The sequence below is a fragment of the [Actinomadura] parvosata subsp. kistnae genome, from assembly GCF_900323885.1.
Taxonomy (GTDB): Bacteria; Actinomycetota; Actinomycetes; order Streptosporangiales; family Streptosporangiaceae; genus Nonomuraea; species Nonomuraea composti.
The window spans coordinates 176,725-193,336 of the sequence record NZ_OOHJ01000005.1; the positions used below are offsets into that span (position 1 = coordinate 176,725).

Annotated in this window: 14 protein-coding genes; 6 read left to right on the forward strand and 8 right to left on the reverse strand. The window is 73.1% G+C overall.

From position 1 onward, the window contains the following. Window positions 1–62: 62 nt before the first annotated feature. The 6 genes from KIS93_RS02185 to KIS93_RS02210 all read right to left on the reverse strand — a co-directional run bounded on the left by KIS93_RS02185 (window position 63) and on the right by KIS93_RS02210 (window position 5,911). Window positions 63–818: a TetR/AcrR family transcriptional regulator gene (locus KIS93_RS02185; RefSeq protein ID WP_080037819.1), complete on the reverse strand. Its 756-nt coding sequence runs from the start codon at window positions 816–818 to the stop codon at window positions 63–65. Window positions 819–953: 135 nt separating this feature from the next. Next, the gene (locus KIS93_RS02190; protein ID WP_080037820.1) at window positions 954–1,796 is read right to left on the reverse strand and encodes an LLM class flavin-dependent oxidoreductase; all 843 of its coding nucleotides are present in this window, start codon (window positions 1,794–1,796) and stop codon (window positions 954–956) included. Between the two features lie 155 nt (window positions 1,797–1,951). Continuing rightward, the gene (locus KIS93_RS02195) at window positions 1,952–2,272 is read right to left on the reverse strand and encodes a hypothetical protein (protein ID WP_080037821.1); all 321 of its coding nucleotides are present in this window, start codon (window positions 2,270–2,272) and stop codon (window positions 1,952–1,954) included. Window positions 2,273–2,401: 129 nt separating this feature from the next. Continuing rightward, the gene (locus KIS93_RS02200; protein WP_080037822.1) at window positions 2,402–3,208 is read right to left on the reverse strand and encodes an alpha/beta fold hydrolase; all 807 of its coding nucleotides are present in this window, start codon (window positions 3,206–3,208) and stop codon (window positions 2,402–2,404) included. Between the two features lie 64 nt (window positions 3,209–3,272). After that, complete coding sequence (locus KIS93_RS02205; RefSeq protein WP_080037823.1) at window positions 3,273–4,754, reverse strand: alpha/beta fold hydrolase; 1,482 nt, start codon at window positions 4,752–4,754, stop codon at window positions 3,273–3,275. A 158-nt stretch (window positions 4,755–4,912) separates the two neighbouring features. Beyond that, window positions 4,913–5,911: a DsbA family protein gene (locus tag KIS93_RS02210; RefSeq protein ID WP_080037824.1), complete on the reverse strand. Its 999-nt coding sequence runs from the start codon at window positions 5,909–5,911 to the stop codon at window positions 4,913–4,915. Between the two features lie 76 nt (window positions 5,912–5,987). On the opposite strand from KIS93_RS02210, the gene KIS93_RS02215 reads away from it, so the two are divergent. The 6 genes from KIS93_RS02215 to KIS93_RS02240 all read left to right on the forward strand — a co-directional run bounded on the left by KIS93_RS02215 (window position 5,988) and on the right by KIS93_RS02240 (window position 14,843). Beyond that, entirely contained in the window at window positions 5,988–6,563 is a 576-nt protein-coding gene (locus KIS93_RS02215; RefSeq protein ID WP_186403537.1) for a TetR/AcrR family transcriptional regulator, read from the forward strand. A 363-nt stretch (window positions 6,564–6,926) separates the two neighbouring features. Then, window positions 6,927–7,898, forward strand: coding sequence for a small ribosomal subunit Rsm22 family protein (locus tag KIS93_RS02220; protein ID WP_080037826.1), 972 nt, complete (start codon window positions 6,927–6,929; stop codon window positions 7,896–7,898). A gap of 77 nt (window positions 7,899–7,975) precedes the next feature. Continuing rightward, window positions 7,976–8,587 (forward strand): LysE family translocator, encoded by a 612-nt coding sequence (locus KIS93_RS02225; RefSeq protein ID WP_080037827.1) that lies wholly within the window; start codon window positions 7,976–7,978, stop codon window positions 8,585–8,587. Between the two features lie 121 nt (window positions 8,588–8,708). Further along, window positions 8,709–10,886, forward strand: a complete 2,178-nt coding sequence (locus KIS93_RS02230; RefSeq protein ID WP_230466076.1) for a SulP family inorganic anion transporter — start codon at window positions 8,709–8,711, stop codon at window positions 10,884–10,886. 103 nt (window positions 10,887–10,989) lie between these two features. Then, entirely contained in the window at window positions 10,990–12,960 is a 1,971-nt protein-coding gene (locus KIS93_RS02235) for a WD40 repeat domain-containing serine/threonine protein kinase (protein ID WP_080037829.1), read from the forward strand. A gap of 113 nt (window positions 12,961–13,073) precedes the next feature. Continuing rightward, window positions 13,074–14,843: an ABC transporter ATP-binding protein gene (locus KIS93_RS02240; protein ID WP_080046612.1), complete on the forward strand. Its 1,770-nt coding sequence runs from the start codon at window positions 13,074–13,076 to the stop codon at window positions 14,841–14,843. A gap of 107 nt (window positions 14,844–14,950) precedes the next feature. On the opposite strand, the gene KIS93_RS02245 is transcribed toward KIS93_RS02240, so the two are convergent. Both KIS93_RS02245 and KIS93_RS02250 read right to left on the reverse strand, forming a co-directional pair. Next, the gene (locus KIS93_RS02245; RefSeq protein ID WP_080037830.1) at window positions 14,951–15,517 is read right to left on the reverse strand and encodes a TOPRIM nucleotidyl transferase/hydrolase domain-containing protein; all 567 of its coding nucleotides are present in this window, start codon (window positions 15,515–15,517) and stop codon (window positions 14,951–14,953) included. Between the two features lie 40 nt (window positions 15,518–15,557). Next, window positions 15,558–16,529, reverse strand: coding sequence for an alpha/beta hydrolase (locus tag KIS93_RS02250; protein WP_222107179.1), 972 nt, complete (start codon window positions 16,527–16,529; stop codon window positions 15,558–15,560). Between the last annotated feature and the right edge of the window lie 83 nt (window positions 16,530–16,612).

Sequence of the window (16,612 nt, forward strand, 5' to 3'; positions counted from 1 at the left end):
TTTCACGGGAGAATATACCGGCTGTTCAAGAAGCTCAGTGAATTTTTTGCGGGGGGCATAATTCAGCCCTTGGCGATGGTCGCCTCGAGGCCGTCGAGCAGCACGTTCAGGCCCATCGTGAACGTGTCGTCCTCGCCCGCCTCGTCGTCCTGCGACTCCACCCACGCCACCATCGGATAACGCTCCGCGAACCCGGGCGCGACCTCCTCCAGCAGGTGCGAGCGCGTCCGCCACCACTCCTCGTCCGACACCCCGGTGGCCGAGGGCGCCAGGCGCGACTCCGTGACGGTCCTCGCCGCGCCCCGGACGAAGTCGAACAGCAGCGCCACCACCCCGCGCGTCCGGCGCGGCCCCAGCCCCGTGCCGCGCAGGATCGCCACCACGCTCTCCAGCGCCGCGAACTCGTTCGGCCCCAGCACCGGCCGCGCCTGCGACACCTGCAGCACCCAGGGGTGACGCAGGTAGAAGTCCAGCGTGTGCCCGGCCCACGAGGCCACGGCCGGGCGCCAGCCGGCGCTCACGTCGTACTTCGTGGGCAGCTCGGCCAGCACCCGGTCGTACATGAGGTCGATCAGCTCGCCCTTGTTCGGCACGTACGTGTACAGCGCCATGCCGGTGCGGCCCAGCCGCTCGCCGACCTTGCGCATGGACAGCGCGGCCATGCCCTCGCGGTCGGCCACCTCGATCGCGGCCTCGACGATCACGTCGACGCTCAGGGCCGGCTTGGGGCCGGGACGCACCTCTTCCGGCTGCTCGCCGCCGCGCCACAACAACGCCATCGACCGTCGCGCATCACCCTGACCTGCGAAGACGGTCAACGCGGGACTCCCGGGGGCGGACAATGCCTTACGGCATAAGGCTATCAGCCGCGTGGATCATGCGAGCGTACGCTCACTGTGCGGCGCGACACGAACGGCCCGGCGTGCGGCCGGGCGACGAGCCGGAAGGCGGGATCAGGCGGGCCGGCGGGCGGCCACGGCGGCCAGCATCTCCCAGGCCGCCTCCGGGCGGAGCGTCTCCGCCGGATCCTCGTGGAACGGGTCCAGCACCACCGTCTCCGCGCCCAGCAGGCGCAGCTCCTCCAGGTCCTCCACGACCTGCTCGATCGTGCCCTCCCCGGCCCGCCGCTCCGCGCCCGTCACCGGCTTGGGTGTGATCCGCAGCAGGATGCGCGGGGCCAGCGCGGGCGCCGGCCGTTCCTGCTCGGCCGCGATGTCCTGAAGGCGTGACCACGTCTCGCGCAGCCAGGGCAGGGTGTTCCTGAGCGGATGCCACGCCTGGCCGAAGCGCACCGCCCGGCGCAGCGCGGCCGGGCTGCCGCCGCCGATCCACAGCGGCACGCCGCCCCGGGCCCGGTAGTCGCGCTCGTCGGCCCACGCGTCGCGCATGGCGGCCAGGTACTCGTCGGTGAGTTTGCCGCGCCGCTCGTGCGCCACCCCCAGCGCCTCGAACTCCTGCCGCGCCCACCCCGCCCCGACGCCCAGCACCAGCCGGCCGCCGCTGAGGTCGTGCAGGTTGGCCGCCATCCGGGCGACGAGCAGCGGGTGACGATAAGGGACGATCAGCACCGTCGTGCCGAGCGTGATGCCGGTGGTCGCGCCGGCCAGCCAGGAAAGGGTGGTGAACGGCTCGTAGAACGGCGGGGGGTACTGCTCGGCGACGTCGGGGGTGATCACGACGTGGTCGGAGACCATGAGCAGGTCGAAACCGAGGCCCTCGACGGTCAGGGCCCAGCGCCGCAGCACGTCCGGGGTGGTGCCGGGGCCGAAGTTGGGGACATTCACACCGAGTCGCATCCGATCAGGCTATCCACCCCCCACCCCACCGGGGAAAGCGGCCCACGGCCGCTCTGTGATCGGGCCATGCCCCGCATCGGGCCGGAAACGGCGGCTGTCCCGGCCCCGCGCGAGGCGGGTACCGGGACAGCCGTACGCCGAAAGCTCAGCTTTCGTCAGTCGACGGTGACATCGCTGTCGTCGTCGTCATCGTCATCATCGTCGTCGTCGTCGCCCGCCCAGTTTTCCCTGTAGTTCTTGGACTCGAAGGCCTTGCAGACGTCGGCGTCGCGGGTGCCGGCGAAGACACCGTGCTTGGTGACGTGCTGGTAGGTCGAGTCGTCGTTCATGCCCAGACCGCAGTGGTGCGGGTGCTTGGCCCAGAACTCGGACCAGACGTAGTCCTTGCCGTCGTCGGCGGCCGCGGAGCCGGCCGTGCCGAACAGTACGGCCGCGGCGAGCAGCGCCCCGCCGGTGGCGGTGAGGCTCTTTCTCATGATCTCCCCCTGTAATCACGGAGTGCCATCGGCCATCACTATACGTAGCGATCTTGGCGCTTCCAGTAGCGCCACACCGACTTTTCCCTCAATAGACCACCGGGGAAGGACGAGCACCCCTCGCGGCCGTCACCCCGCCTTGCCGAAGAACTCGATCAGCGCCGGCCCCATCACCCCCGCCTCGACGTCGTGGAACCCGCCCGGCAGGCTCCGCCGCACCGCCCCCGGCACCGCCTCCGCCATGTCCCTGCACGCCGTACGCAGGAGGCCGGGGCTGGCCTCGCTGTCGAGCACCAGGACCGGCGCGGTGACGCCGGCGTACCGGGCGGGATCCCCGCCGTTCGCCACCGCCGTGTCGTACGCGAGCGTCGGCGCGATGCCCTCCAGCACCGCCCGGAACGGCGACTCGCGCATCCCGGCGATCATCTCCTGCGGCAGCCCGATCGCCGCCTGGAACGCCTCGACGGCCTCGCCCCTGCGGCCCGCACGCACCAGCTCGCGCAGCCGTTCCAGCAGCTCCGCGTCCGCGTCGCCCCCGGCGGGCGGCGGCTCGAACAACGCCAGCCCCGTGATCCCCGCGCCCCGCAGGCTCGCCTCCAGCGCGAGGATCGCCCCCGAGGAGTGGCCGAACACATGAGCGTTGCCGCCGGCGTGCCCGACGAGGGCCACCAGGTCGTCGACCTCCGCCTCGACACTCGCCCGCGCCCACTCCTCGGCCGTGCCGCCCGTGTCGGGATGGCGGGCGTCGGTGCTCTCGCCCCGGCCGCGCCGGTCGTAGGTGTAGACGGTGAAGGCGCTGGCCAGCTCCGCCGCCAGCGCGTCGGAGGGGCCGGCGCCGCGCACGCACATGGCCCCGTCCACCAGGATCATCGCGGGCCCCTCGCCCGTCCGGGTGAAGGCGATGCGGGTGCCGTCGCGGGAAGTCACGGTGTTCATGGTGATCCTTTCGTCCGGAGGCCCTACCGACGAAGGGAACAGCACCGCACCGACATTTTCCGCCTCACTCGGCGGGGCAGCCTGTGCCCGGCCGCGGGAGGGTCAGGTCGGTCAGGTACGCGGTGGCGTACCGGATCGGGCACTTCTTGCCCGACAGGTACATGACGTGGCCGGGCCCGTCGTAGGGGACGGTCACCGATCCCGGGATCATGCTGGTGAAGCTGTCGGTCGAGGTGTGGTCGACCCACGTGGTGCCCACCCCGAGGAAGGGCGGCAGACCTCGGGTGGGCAGGGGGCGGGACGGGTTGGCGACCGGCAGCGGCCAGCCCGCGCAGCCGAGCGCGTCGATGGCCGCTCCCGCGTACTCGGGCGCGATCTTCCGCGCCTTCCTGCGGAAGTCCTCAAGCTGCGCGTAACCGGTGTAGCCGCGGTCGTCCCCGCAGCTCATCACCTGCGCTCCGGGCGTCGCCGCGTGACGCGCGGTGAACAGGGCCTGGTCGGCGAATCCTGACCCGTCCCCGCGCCGCGCCCTGTCCATCGCGTCCGCGACGGCGAGCCAGTCGGCGTTCCGCGGCCCGGGATCGAGGGGGACGATGGAGGTCAGCAGCCAGCCGGTCAGCTTCCCCTCGCCGTAGGAGGACGAGGTGACCGGGATGGGATGGCGATCGGCGTCCCGCAGCAGCTTGAGCCACACCGCCTCGGCGTCCTGGCCGTGCAGCGCGCAGGCGGGAGTGCGCGCGCACCAGGCGGCGAACCTGCCGAGCATCCCGCGCAGCACGGGCAGGCCGCGCAGTCGTTGCGCGGGCCAGCCCTCGACCTGGTTGTTGACGCCGTCGACGTACATGGCCCGGATCCGCTGCGGGAACAGCCTGGCATACGCGGCGGCCGCCGTCCCGCCGATGCCGCCGGCCATGAAGCTCACCCGCTCCTCGCCCAGCGCCTCACGGATCGCCTCGGTGTCCCGGGCGATCGACAGGCCGTCCAGGTGTGCGAACAGGCCCGTCGTGTCCGCCTTCCGGCACTGCTCGAACGCGTCGCTCATCGCCGCCGCCAGCGCCGCGAAGTCCTTCGCGTCGCGCGGGTCGTGCAGGGACGCTCCGGGCTGCGTGCACGCCTGGGGCATGTGCGCGATCCACGTGGTGGTACGCGTGTCGAAACCGACCAGATCGAACCTGCGCCGCAGCTCGGCGAGGTCCGCCGCGGAACGGGCCGGCTCCTGGATCCCGTAGCCGCTGGAGATGCCCACGACGCTGCCGATGCGGCGGGCGGGCTCGGTGGCCGGCAGGCGGGCCACGTCCAGCGTGATCTTCTGCCCCTGCGGCCTCGACCAGTCGGCCGGCACCTCGATCGAGGCACACCGCATCTGCGCGGGCACGCCTTCGCCCGCGCAGTCCCGCCACGCCAGTCGTCCGTCGTCTTGGTCGATCCCGGCAGCAGAAGCCGCCGGGGCCGTCGCCGCCAGCACCGCCGCCATGACGGCGATGACCGGCCACGTGCGCCTGCCGCTACGGCGTCTCCTCAGGGGCACCGCCCGAATCTTGATCATGATCCAAGCGTGCCGTCGCGGCCCGGCGGTTTCTTCCTCCCCCGAAACGATTCCGCCGGAGGCGATTCAGGATCCTCGTCCTAATCCGCAGGGTGGACCTCGGGGAACGGGAGACCTTCCCCAGGAACGTCGTCCCCCGCCCTGAGGAGGCGGTGGGGTCAGCCGGTCGCGTAGTCCGGGGTCATGACGGCGGCCAGGGTCAGGTGGGAGGCGGCCTCCTCGTGGCGGCCCTGGCGCTGGAGGGTGCGGCCCAGCAGGTGGCGGGCGTAGGAGTCGTCCGGTGACTCGGCCACCAGGGACTCCAGTGCCGTGCGCGCCCGGTTGAGCTGGGCCGAGGCGAAGTACGCGCGGGCCGCCAGCAGCCGCACCCCGCGGTCGTCGCCGTGCGCGGCCATCAGGGGGCGCAGCAGCGTCAAAGACCCGAGGGGGTCGCGCTGGTCGAGCAGCGACTCGGCGTACCGGAGCCGCTCGACCTCGTCGGGCAGCCGCCGGGGCGTGTGCCGCGCGGCGTCCTCAAGGAACTCGCGCAGCGTCGCGGGCGGTTGCGCGCCCTCCAGTGCGAGCCCGTTCGCCACGATCGTCGGGGACGTGCGCACGCCCTTGGCCTTGCCGACGAGCAGCAGCTCGCGCACCAGCTCGGCCCCGGGCAGGGTGCCGAGGGTGGGCCGGCCGGTGTAGCCGGCCTCCTCGGCCAGGCCCGCCTCGGCGGCGATGGCCGTCAGGACGGTGAGGTCGCTGATGTCCTGGACGTCGACGAAGTGGGCGCGCAGCACCCGCTCCACCACGCGGTCCTGCAGCTCGGCGCCGCCCTTCTCGTACGCCAGCGCGATCAGCCGGTGCGCCTCCAGCGTGCCGGCCCGCCACCCGGACCCCCACTGCTCCCCGAGCCCTTCGTCGGCGGCCACCTGGGCCACCCGCGCCCGGTTCTCGGCGGGGGAGAGGCCGGGCGCGCAGGCCCGCAACGCCTCGTCGGCCACGGGGTCGGCGAGCAGCTCGGCCATGGGGACGGCGCGCACGGGCGCGGACGGGTCGATCTGGTACGGCCGCCAGACCACCTCGACCGGCTCCCCTTCCCAGGAGGCCAGCGCCTTCTCCATGCGGCGCTTCCCGATGTGAGCCCATCCGCAGACGACGTCCGCCCAAATCTCCACTCTCATGCCGCCCAAGATAAGCGACAAATGTTGAATAGTCAACACATGTCGCGTAAGCGATGAATGTCGTATAGTGAAGGGCGTGAACCCCGACGATCCACGCGCCCAGCGCACCCGCGCCCGCCTCAAGGCGGCCATGCTGGAGCTGGCCCTGCAGCAGGAGCTCACCTCCATCACGATGTCCGCGTTGGCCAAGCGCGCCGAGGTGAACCGGGCGACGGTCTACCTGCACTACCCCGACGTCGACGCGCTGGTCACCGACGCCATGGAGGACGCCGTCGCCGCCGTGGCCAGGGCCGCCGCCCTGTGCCCGCTCGACGCGCCGCGCGAGCGGGCGCCGGGGCCGCTGGTGGAGCTGTTCGAGCACGTGGCCGTCAACGCCGCCCTCTACCGGCGCATGCTCGGGGCGCACGGCAGCGCCCGCTTCGCCGCCCGGATGCGCGAGCGGCTGACCGACGAGCTGGCGCGCCGCTTCGCCGACGGCCGGCGCCCCGCCGGGTGGGAGGACGTGCCGGTGGGCATGCACGCCGCGTACCTGGCGGGCGCGCTCGTCGGCGTGATCGCCCACTGGGTCGCGGACGGCGGCACCAGCGAGGAGGCGGCGCTGGCGTTCTGGCGGCTCTTCCGCACCGGCTGCCAGGCCGCCGCAGGACAGTAAGCCCAGGCCCCATGCCTGGCCACCAAGGGTGAGTGCCTGCCCAGGTGGTGCGAAAGGTCGGAGGGGGCGATACCGCAGCCGGCCCGGCATGGCCGATAATGTCCACGGTTGTCTTCGCGCGATTGATGGGGGTCCGTATGCGCCTCGCCAAGGTCCGTGCCGCCGCTTCCCGGCGAGGGCGCGCCACGCTGTAGCCGGTCGCCGTCGGGCTCGTGCCGGCGGGCGAATGCTCCTCGTCCGAAGCGGTCGCTCGCATAACCAACCGACCGTTTCCCTCTTCGCTCCGAGGAGCCCTTCAGCATGCCTTCATGCCCCCGTTCCCCGCAGTCCCGCCCCTCCCCGCACGTCAGGTGACCGTCCGCCATGCTCCCCGATGACCTCAGAACCGCCCTCGACCAGGCCCTGGCCCGCTTCACACCCCAGGAGCTGTCGGACGCGGTGACCCGCCTCACCGAGCGTTACCGCGTGGCGGGCGTCTCCCAGGGCGGCAACCACCTGCGGACGCGCGCCGACGTCGCCGCCTACGCGGCCTACCGCATGCCCGCCACGTACGCCGCCGCCGCGGCCGCCCTGCGCCAGGCCGCCATGCTGACCCCCGGCTTCGAGCCCTGCAGCCATCTCGACGCCGGCGGCGGCACCGGGGCGGCGATCTGGGCGGCGGCCGGCATCTGGCCGTCCGTCGAGCGGGTCACCGTCGTCGAGCACGACGCGCACGTCATCGACCTGGGCCGCCGCCTGGCCCGTGGCGGCCCGCGCCCGCTGCCCGCCACGACCTGGCGCCAGGCGCCCATCACCGCGGGCCTCGACCGGCCGCCCGCCGACCTGGTCACCATGTCGTACGCCCTGGGCGAGCTCCCCGAGCGGGACCGCCCGGGGGTCGTGAAGTGGCTGGCGGAGGGCGCCGCCATGGTGGTGATCATCGAGCCCGGCACCCCGGCCGGGCACGCCACGGTCGCCGCCGCCAGGGATGTGCTCGCCGCGCAGGGCCGGACGATCGTCGCCCCCTGCCCGCACGACGGCGCCTGCCCGATCCGGCAGGGCCGGCACTGGTGCCACTTCTCCGTGCGCCTGCCCCGGACGTCCCTGCACCGCCGCATCAAGGCGGGCACGCTCAGCTTCGAGGACGAGAAGTTCTCGTACGTGGCCGCCACGACCGGCACGTGGCCGCGCCCGGCCGCCCGCGTCCTGCGCCATCCGCAGAAACGCAAGGGCGTGGTCGCGCTGCGCCTGTGCACGGAGGGCGACGGGCTGTGCGACGTGATCGTCTCCAAGCGGCAGGGCGACCTCTACCGCGAGGCCCGCGACGTGGACTGGGGCGACGCCTGGCCTCACTAAAACCAATAGATGTTGACATAGAGTCGGAGGAATGGTTGGCTCCCGGGGGACACCAACCCCCGGGAAGGCCGCCGTCCGTGAGCATCGAGTTCCTGCTGACCTCGCTCGTCATCGTCGTCACCCCCGGCACGGGCGTGCTCTACACGCTCGCCGCCGGCCTGTCCCGCGGCGGCCGGGCCGGCGTCGTGGCCGCCGCCGGCTGCACGCTCGGCATCGTCCCGCACATGGCCGCCGCCATCACCGGTCTGGCCGCGCTGCTGCACGCCAGCGCCGTCGCCTTCGAGATCATCAAGTACGCGGGCGTGGCGTACCTGCTCTACATGGCCTGGAACACCCTGCGCGAGCGCGGCGCCCTCGACGTCGAGCGGGCGGCCGAGCCGCGCACCCCGCTGCGCGTGATCGCCGACGGCGTGCTCGTCAACATCCTCAACCCCAAGCTGTCGATCTTCTTCTTCGCGTTCCTGCCGCAGTTCGTCAGCGCCGGGGAGCCCGCCGCGCTGGCCCGCATGCTGGAGCTGAGCGCCGTGTTCATGCTCCTGACCTTCGTGGTCTTCGCCGGGTACGGCCTGTGCGCCGCCGCCGTCAGGAACCACGTCGTCTCCCGCCCCGGCGTGCTGACCTGGATGCGGCGCGGCTTCGGGGCCGCGTTCGTCGCACTCGGGGTCAAGCTGGCACTCACCGAGCAATAAGCCGGGATCCCTTCATCGGCGCCGGTAGCGAACACCGCCCGGCGCGCTCGCCGGACGTCCGGCGGACCATGGCTTCGGCATTATGGTTTGCCGTATGAATACGGATACGGAGAGTAGCGTCATGCGGACTCTCAGACACGATCTTCCGGCGTCACTCGTCGTCTTCCTCGTCGCGGTGCCCCTGTCGCTGGGCATCGCCATGGCCGCCGGCGCGCCCCTCGCGGCCGGCCTGATCGCCGCCGTGGCGGGCGGCATCGTCGCGGGCTGGCTGGGCGGCTCGCCCGTGCAGGTGAGCGGCCCGACGGCGAGCCTCACCGTGGTGATCGCCGGCCTGGTGCACACCTACGGCTGGCGCGCCACCTGCGTGATCACCATCCTCGCCGGCACCGTGCAGGTGCTGCTCGGCGTGTTCAAGGCGGCCCGCGCCGCGCTGGCCGTCTCGCCCGCGGTCGTCCACGGCATGCTGGCCGGCGTCGGCATCATCATCGCCCTCTCGCAGCTCCACGTCGTGCTCGGCGGCAGCTCCCAGCACTCGGCGCTGGCCAACATCACGCAGCTCCCCGGCCAGCTGATGAACCTGCACGGCCACAAGGTCATGGTCGGCGTGCTCACCATCCTGGTGCTGCTGGTCTGGGGCCGGCTGCCCAAGCACATCCGGGCGATCCCGGCCCCTCTCGCGGCGCTGCTCGTGGCCGCCGGCACCGCGTGGCTGTTCGGCTGGAACGTCACCCGCATCGACCTGACCGGCGCCATCGCCTCCTGGGCGCCGCCGGAGCTGCCGCAGGGCGACTGGCACCACGTCGCCGGAGCCGTCCTGCTGATCGCCCTGCTGGCCGGGGCTGAGTCGCTGCTGTGCTGCGTGGCCACCGACAGCATGCACGGCGGCCCCCGCGCCGACCTCGACCGCGAGCTGTCCGGGCAGGGCGTCGCCAACGTGGTCAGCGGCCTGCTCGGCGGGCTGCCCGTGGCCGGCGTGATCGTGCGCAGCACCACCAACATCCGGGCCGGCGCGCGCACCCGCTGGTCGGCCATCCTGCACGGCGTGTGGGTCCTGCTGTTCGCGCTCTGCCTCGGTGGAACGATCCAACTCATCCCGATGGAGGCCCTGGCGGCCCTGCTCGTCTTCATCGGCATCAGGACGATCAGCCTCGGCCACATCCGGAAGGTGCACGGCCACAACGAGGTGCCCGTCTACGTGATCACCATGGCCGGCGTGATCCTGGTCGGCCTGGCCGAAGGCGTGCTGGCCGGGCTCGCGCTGGCCGCGCTGCTGGCGCTGCGCCGCCTGACCCGGGTCACCATCGACAAGCGCGAGGAGCCCGACGGGCGCCTGCACACCACCGTCTCCGGCTCGCTCACCTTCCTCGGTGTGCCCCGCCTCACCCAGGAGCTGCGCGAGATCCCGGCCGGCGCCGCCGTCGACCTCGACCTCAACATCGACTTCATGGACAACGCGGCCTTCGAGGCCATCCACAACTGGCGTCAGGACCACGAGCGCCTCGGCGGCACGGTCACCATCGACGAGCTGCACGACGAGTGGTACACGATCGCCGCCAGCGGCGCCCGCATGTCCCCGGCCAAGAGCCCGCCCAAGGCGGCCGGCCGCTGGTGGCTGCCGTGGACGCACCGCGACTCCGACGCCTCCACGAGCGTGGAGTGCCGGCTCACGTGGGGCGCCGACGAGTTCCACCGGCGCACGGCGCCGCTGGTGCGGCCCATCTTCACCGAGCTGGCCGCCAAGCAGCAGCCCACCCACCTGTTCATCACCTGCGCCGACTCCCGGCTCATGCCCAGCCTGATCACCTCCAGCGGGCCCGGTGACCTGTTCACCGTGCGCAACATCGGCAACCTCGTGCCGCGCGCGGGCGCCGCGCCGAGCGACGACTCGGTGGCCGCCGCCATCGAGTACGCCACCCGCGTCCTCGGCGTGCACACCATCACGGTCTGCGGGCACTCGGGCTGCGGCGCGATGGCCGCCCTGCTTGCCGGGCCGGCCGCCACCGCCGAGCTGCCGCAGCTCAGCCGCTGGCTCCAGCACGGCGACCTCAGCCTCACCGGGCTCGGCGGCGACGACGCCGGCGACCGGCTCGACGTGCTGTGCCGGCTGAACGTGCAGCAGCAGCTCGAGAACCTCAGAACCTACCCCGGGGTGGACGAGCAGGTCGCGGCGGGCCGGCTGAAGCTGGTCGGGCTCTACTTCGACATCGCCTCCGCGCGGGTGGACATCGTGCCGCCACGCTCGCCCGACCTGCCGGTGGCCACCACCACGTCCCTGCCTCCTGAGCCGAGCCAGCGCTGAGAAGCGGGCCGGGTGCCGGGCGCGGCACCCGGCCCGCCAGGCGCTCGACATCGGGGATGATCGTCACCAGAATGGCGGAAAACGCCACACGGGGGATTGTCGGATGCCGGAGCCCGAGGAGACACGTCCGGACGACCCGGAGCGGATCGCCGGCCACACCGTGATCGGCCGCCTCGGGGAGGGCGGGCAGGGCACCGTCTACCTCGCCACCACCGCCGGCGGCGCGCGGGTGGCGGTGAAGCTGCTGCGCGCCGACCTGGCGGGCGACGCCGAGGCGGCGCAGCGGTTCGTCCGCGAGGTGGAGCTGGCGCGCCGGGTGGCGCCGTTCTGCACCGCGCAGGTCCTGGAGACCGGATTGGTGGAGGGTGGGCGGCCCTACATCGTCAGCGAGTACGTCGACGGCCCCACCCTGGCCGAGGTGGTGCGGGCGGAGGGGCCGCGCACGGGAGCGGCCCTGCACCGCCTGGCGATCAGCACCGTTACCGCGCTGGCGGCCATCCACCAGGCCGGCATCGTGCACCGCGACTTCAAGCCGGCCAACATCCTGCTGGCCGCCGACGGCCCCCGCGTGATCGACTTCGGCATCGCCAGGGCGCTCGACCTCACCTCGACGCTGACCGGGAGCGTGGTCGGCACGCCCGCGTTCATGGCGCCCGAGCAGTTCGGCCAGGCCACTCCCGGGCCGCCCGCCGACCTGTTCGCCTGGGCCGGCACGATGGTGTTCGCCGCGTCGGGCCGCTACCCGTTCGGGCAGGACCAGCTCCCGGCGGTGATCGGCCGCATCCTGACCGCCGAGCCGGACGTCGGCGAGATCGACGACCCGGCCCTGCGCGCGCTGGTGACGGACTGCCTGGCCAAGGACCCGGCCCGGCGACCCACGGCGGGCGAGGCACTGGCCCGGCTGCTGGGCATGTCACCCGGCACCACCCCGCCCGGCACCACCCCGCCCGGCACCACCCCGCCCGGAACCCCAGGCACCGCCCCGCAGGAGGCATCCGGCATCGTCCTGGCGGCTCCGAAGGCCCGAAAGGTCCGTGTCCGGGTGGTAGCGGTCGCCGTCACGGTCGCGGCGGCGCTCACGGCGCTCGCCCTGGCGCTCGGCCCCTTCGCCGCCCCGCAAGGCAAGCCGTCGGCCCCGGCATCCGCCGCTCCCCGGAACGGCGAGCCTTCGGGGCCGACCGCCGCCGCCACCTTCGCCCAGTCGGAGGAGAGCTTCCGGGTCCCGTCCACGACGATGCGGGTCTACGAGGACGACGACGACCCCGTCAAGCTCGTCTCGTACTACGGCGGCAACGGCGTCTACATCCGCGAGAAGGGCTCGCGGACCTTCAAGCGCCACAAGGAGTACAGCTACCCATATGTCCTGTCGCCCGACGGGAGCACGGCGCTGGCGCTCAACAACTACAACCCGGACGAAGGCCCCAAGACCGTCGCGATCATCGACCGCACGACCGGGGTGAAGGAGGTCGTCACCCTCTCCTCCCAGCCGGGCGTGTGGGCGTACGCGCCCCGGTGGTCCCCGGACGGGAAGTACGGCCTGGTGACGCTGGACCTGCCGAAGGCGCAGGACGAGGCGCGGCCGAGGCCGGGTTTCGCGATCATCGACGTCGAGCGGGCCACAGCCCGCGTGGTGCGGATCGAGGACTCGCCGGAGAGGGTCCAGCGCCTGTTCTGGGCAGGCGGCTCCGTCGGGCTGTGGGCCTCCGACGGCACCGTCCGCCTCTACGACCTGAACGGCCTCTTCCAGCGGAGCCTGCCCGACGCCCACGCCCCCGATCAGATCTACGACGACCCCGTCTCGCCGGACGGCACGCGGCTGGTCGCCCGGTGCACTGCCGACGGCACCGACCTGTGCGTGCGGCCCGTCTCCGGGCGGGGCGCGACGGTGACCGTGCCGTTCACGGGGGACCGGGTGATGGGCTGGTGGGACGACGACCACCTGTCCGTCTGGCGGCCCAACGGCAAGGGGTACGACGTCGTCGTGGTCGATCTGTCCGGCCGGCCGGTCCGGCTGCTGGCCACCACCACCGACAGGACGGCCGGCCTGTTCCACTTCGCCAGGGCGGGCGTCTGACTCCCGGCGCCCCCGGCGCGGGCGAGCCGGGGGCGCGTGTGGTTGCATGATCCCCGCCGTCCACGCGGCCTGCCCCCAGCCCTGCCGTGACGGCGAGAAAGGACACGTCGCAGGTGAAGCCCCCGTCCCATGTCGTCGATCTGATCGACGGCGCCCACCCGGCCCGGTCCGTCGTCCGCCTGCTCGCGCGCCGTCCCGGCCGCATGTCGCTCGCGCTGCTGGCGTTCGCGTTCAAGGAGGTCCCGCTCTGGTTCCTGCCGGTCATCACCGCCGCGATCATCGACGTCGTCGCCGGGCGCGGGTCGCTGACCGGCGTGCTGGGGTGGTTCGCGCTCGCGGGCGTCCTGCTGCTGCAGAACTATCCGAACCACCTCCTCTACACGCGCAACTTCATGACGGTGGTGCGCGACATCGGCGCCGACCTGCGCAACGCCCTGGCGGCGCGGCTGCAGAGCCTGTCCATCGGCTACCACACCCGCATGAGCTCCTCGATCGTGCAGAACAAGGTCGTGCGGGACGTCGAGAACGTCGAGCTGATGCTGCAGCAGGTGACCCATCCGCTGCTGTCGTCCACGATGGTCCTCATCGGCGCGGTCTCCATGACGGCGATCGCCGTGCCCGAGTTCCTGCCCGTCTACGCGCTGACCGTGCCGATCTCGCTCGTGCTGCGGGCCGCGCTCGGCCGGCGCTCCCGCCGCCGCAACGAGGCGCTGCGCCGCGAGATGGAGGGGCTGGCCGCCCGGGTCGGCGAGATGGCGTCGCTGATCCCCGTCACCCGCGCGCACGGCCTGGAGGAGACCGCGGTCACCAGGGTCGCCTACGGCGCCGACGGCGTGCGCCGGGCGGGCCTGCACCTCGACATGCTCAACGGGCACGTCGCCTCCCTGTCGTGGGTGACGATGCAGCTGCTGGGCGTCTGCTGCCTGGTGCTGGCCGCGACGTTCTCCCTCACGGGCCTGCTGCCGATCACGCCGGGCGAGGTGGTCCTGCTGTCGAGCTACTTCGCGCTGCTCACGCAGGGGCTCACCCAGCTGCTCATGCTCATCCCGGTCGGCGCGCGCGGCCTGGAGTCGATCCGCTCGATCGCCGAGGTCATCCAGGAGCCGGACCTGGAGCAGAACGAGGGCAAGCGGCCCGTCACCGCCGTGGACGGCGCGATCCGGCTCGAACGCGCCTCCCACCGCTACCCGGGAGCCGACGAGGACGCCCTGCACGCCATCGACCTCGACATCCCCTCCGGCACGACCGTCGCGTTCGTCGGCTCGTCAGGCTCCGGCAAGTCCACCCTGCTCAACCTGGTGCTCGGCTTCGTGCGCCCGACCGGCGGCCGCATCCTGCTCGACGGCGCCGACCTCCAGGAGCTCGACCTGCGGACCGTGCGCCGCTTCGTCTCCGTCGTGCCGCAGGAGTCCGTGCTGTTCGAGGGCACCATCCGCGAGAACGTCGCCTACGGCCTGCCGGAGGTCTCCGACGAGCGCATCGCCCAGGCGCTGCGCGACGCGAACGCGTGGGCGTTCGTCCAGGACCAGCCGCAGGGCTGGGACACGGTGGTGGGGGAGCGGGGCGCCCGCCTGTCGGGCGGGCAGCGGCAGCGCCTCGCGATCGCCCGCGCGCTGGTGCGCGACCCGCGCGTCCTGCTGCTGGACGAGGCCACCTCGGCGCTCGATTCCGAGTCGGAGGAGCTGGTCAAGGAGGCGCTGGCCCGCCTCATGCGCGGCCGCACCACCCTCGTCGTCGCGCACCGGCTCTCGACGGTACGCCAGGCCGACCGGATCGTCGTGCTGCACCGTGACCGCGTCGTCGAGCAGGGCACCCACGACGACCTCCTCGCCGCCGACGGCCGCTACGCCCGGCTCCACCTCACCCAGGCCGGCCACGCCTGACCCCGCTCAGCCCGCCCCTGCCCGGCTCGCCCCCGCTCGGCCGCCCGCTCGACTGGCCCGCTCCCGCTCAGCCGCCCGCTCGACCGGCCCGCTCCCGCTCGGCCCGCTCAGCTCGCCAGCCGGGCCAGCAGCAGCTCCAGCGGTCGCGGCACCTGGCCCGGGTCGAGCGCCGCGGCCAGCAGGCGCGAGTAGCGGATCTTGCGGCCGGAGCCCGCCCCCATGAAGCGGCGCAACTGGTCGTGCGTGGCCCTGCCCCGCCACACGGGCTGCTTCTGCAGGGTACGGAAGGAGCCCAGCTCGCCCTCGGCCTCGACGATCCGCTCCACACCGTCGGTGCCGAGGGCGCGGATCAGCTCGTCCTCCAGGTCGGCCACGCACACGTAGAACCCGAGCGCCTCCAGCCCGCCCCGGTCGAGCCCGGAGCCGAGCCCGGCTCGTTCGAGCGCCTTGCGGTAGTCGCCTTCCTCGCCGGCGTCGCACAGCCCGGCCAGCCGCAGGCCGTGCCCGGCCGGGCCGAACCTGGCCACGTACGCCCCGATGTTGGTGGCGCCGCCCATCGCCTCGACGCGGACGCCTTCCTTCTCCAGGTCCAGGCCGCGGCGCTCGGCCAGCGCCTCGACGGCCGACTTGTCGCTGGTGCCCTCGACCAGGACCACGGTTCGCGTGTCGATCACGTGCCCAGCCTGGCACCGAATCCCGGAGGGTTCATCTCCTTTAGGCCGCGCGGCCCAGGTTCTCGCCGAAGAAGGCGGCGATGCGCTCGACGGCGGGGTCCACGTACTGCTTCCTGTCGTACAGGTCGACGTGGCTGGCCCCGTCGATCCAGCACAGCTCCTTGGGGCCGGTGGCCCGCTGGAAGGCGTCGACGCTCATCCAGGACGTCACGGCGCGGCTGCCGACGACCATGAGCAGCGGCCGGGAGCCGATCAGCGGGATCGGGGCGAAGGCGTCGAAGGAGGCCATCTTGTCGACGCTCTCCCAGGTGAGCGAGCCCGGCGAGCGCGGGTGCCGGCCGCGCTCGGTGCGGTAGTACTCGAAGCCTTCGGCGCCGTGCTCGCCGCCGATCGCGTACGCCTGCTCGACGGTGTCGGGGAAGAGGGCCAGCGCCGCAGGGTCCTCGCCGCGGGCCGCGGCGGTACGGGCGTGCGCGGCGGCGTCCAGCAGGCCGAGGAACACGGCCGGGTCCTGGGCGCCGTCGGCCCCCAGGCGGAACTGGCGGGCGACGTCCACCGCGCTGACCGTGGCGACCGCCTTGACGCGGCGGTCGCCGGCGGTGGCGGACAGGGCGTAGCCGCCGGAGGCGCAGATGCCGAGCAGGCCGATGCGGTCGGGGTCGACCTCGTCCCGCGTCGTCAGGAAGGACACGGCGGCCTTGAGGTCCTCGACGCGCTGGGCGGGGTCCTCCAGGCCGCGCGGCTCGCCGCCGCTCTCGCCCTGGTAGGCCGCGTCGTAGGCGAGCGCGACGAACCCCCGTTCGGCCAGGTGCGCGGCGTAGAGGCCGGCGGCCTGCTCCTTGACGCCGGTGCCGGGGTGGCCGACGACGATCGCCGGGCGCGGCTGCTCGGCGGGCCGTCGGGGAGGTGGAGGTGACCGGCGACGGGGATGCCGGCGCTGGGGAAGGTGACGTCGATCCTGGCCATGGGAGGCTCCGTTCCGTGGTTCGCGGCCCGGCTCGGTGCCGGGCACGGGTCCACCTTCGTCCTCTCCCCGGGCAGGCAAAAGCGGCGGGTTTCTGCCTGGGAAAGAACCTGCCCCCTCACGCGTACCGG

What these genes read in the sequence shown, in the direction of transcription:
- KIS93_RS02220 (WP_080037826.1), top strand. Translation starts at nt 6,927, where the DNA reads ATGCTCCCCGATGACCTCAGAACCGCCCTCGACCAGGCCCTGGCCCGC.
- KIS93_RS02205 (WP_080037823.1), bottom strand. Translation starts at nt 4,754, where the DNA reads ATGATCAAGATTCGGGCGGTGCCCCTGAGGAGACGCCGTAGCGGCAGG.
- KIS93_RS02210 (WP_080037824.1), bottom strand. Translation starts at nt 5,911, where the DNA reads ATGAGAGTGGAGATTTGGGCGGACGTCGTCTGCGGATGGGCTCACATC.
- KIS93_RS02195 (WP_080037821.1), bottom strand. Translation starts at nt 2,272, where the DNA reads ATGAGAAAGAGCCTCACCGCCACCGGCGGGGCGCTGCTCGCCGCGGCC.
- KIS93_RS02235 (WP_080037829.1), top strand. Translation starts at nt 10,990, where the DNA reads ATGCCGGAGCCCGAGGAGACACGTCCGGACGACCCGGAGCGGATCGCC.
- KIS93_RS02230 (WP_230466076.1), top strand. Translation starts at nt 8,709, where the DNA reads ATGCGGACTCTCAGACACGATCTTCCGGCGTCACTCGTCGTCTTCCTC.
- KIS93_RS02190 (WP_080037820.1), bottom strand. Translation starts at nt 1,796, where the DNA reads ATGCGACTCGGTGTGAATGTCCCCAACTTCGGCCCCGGCACCACCCCG.
- KIS93_RS02200 (WP_080037822.1), bottom strand. Translation starts at nt 3,208, where the DNA reads ATGAACACCGTGACTTCCCGCGACGGCACCCGCATCGCCTTCACCCGG.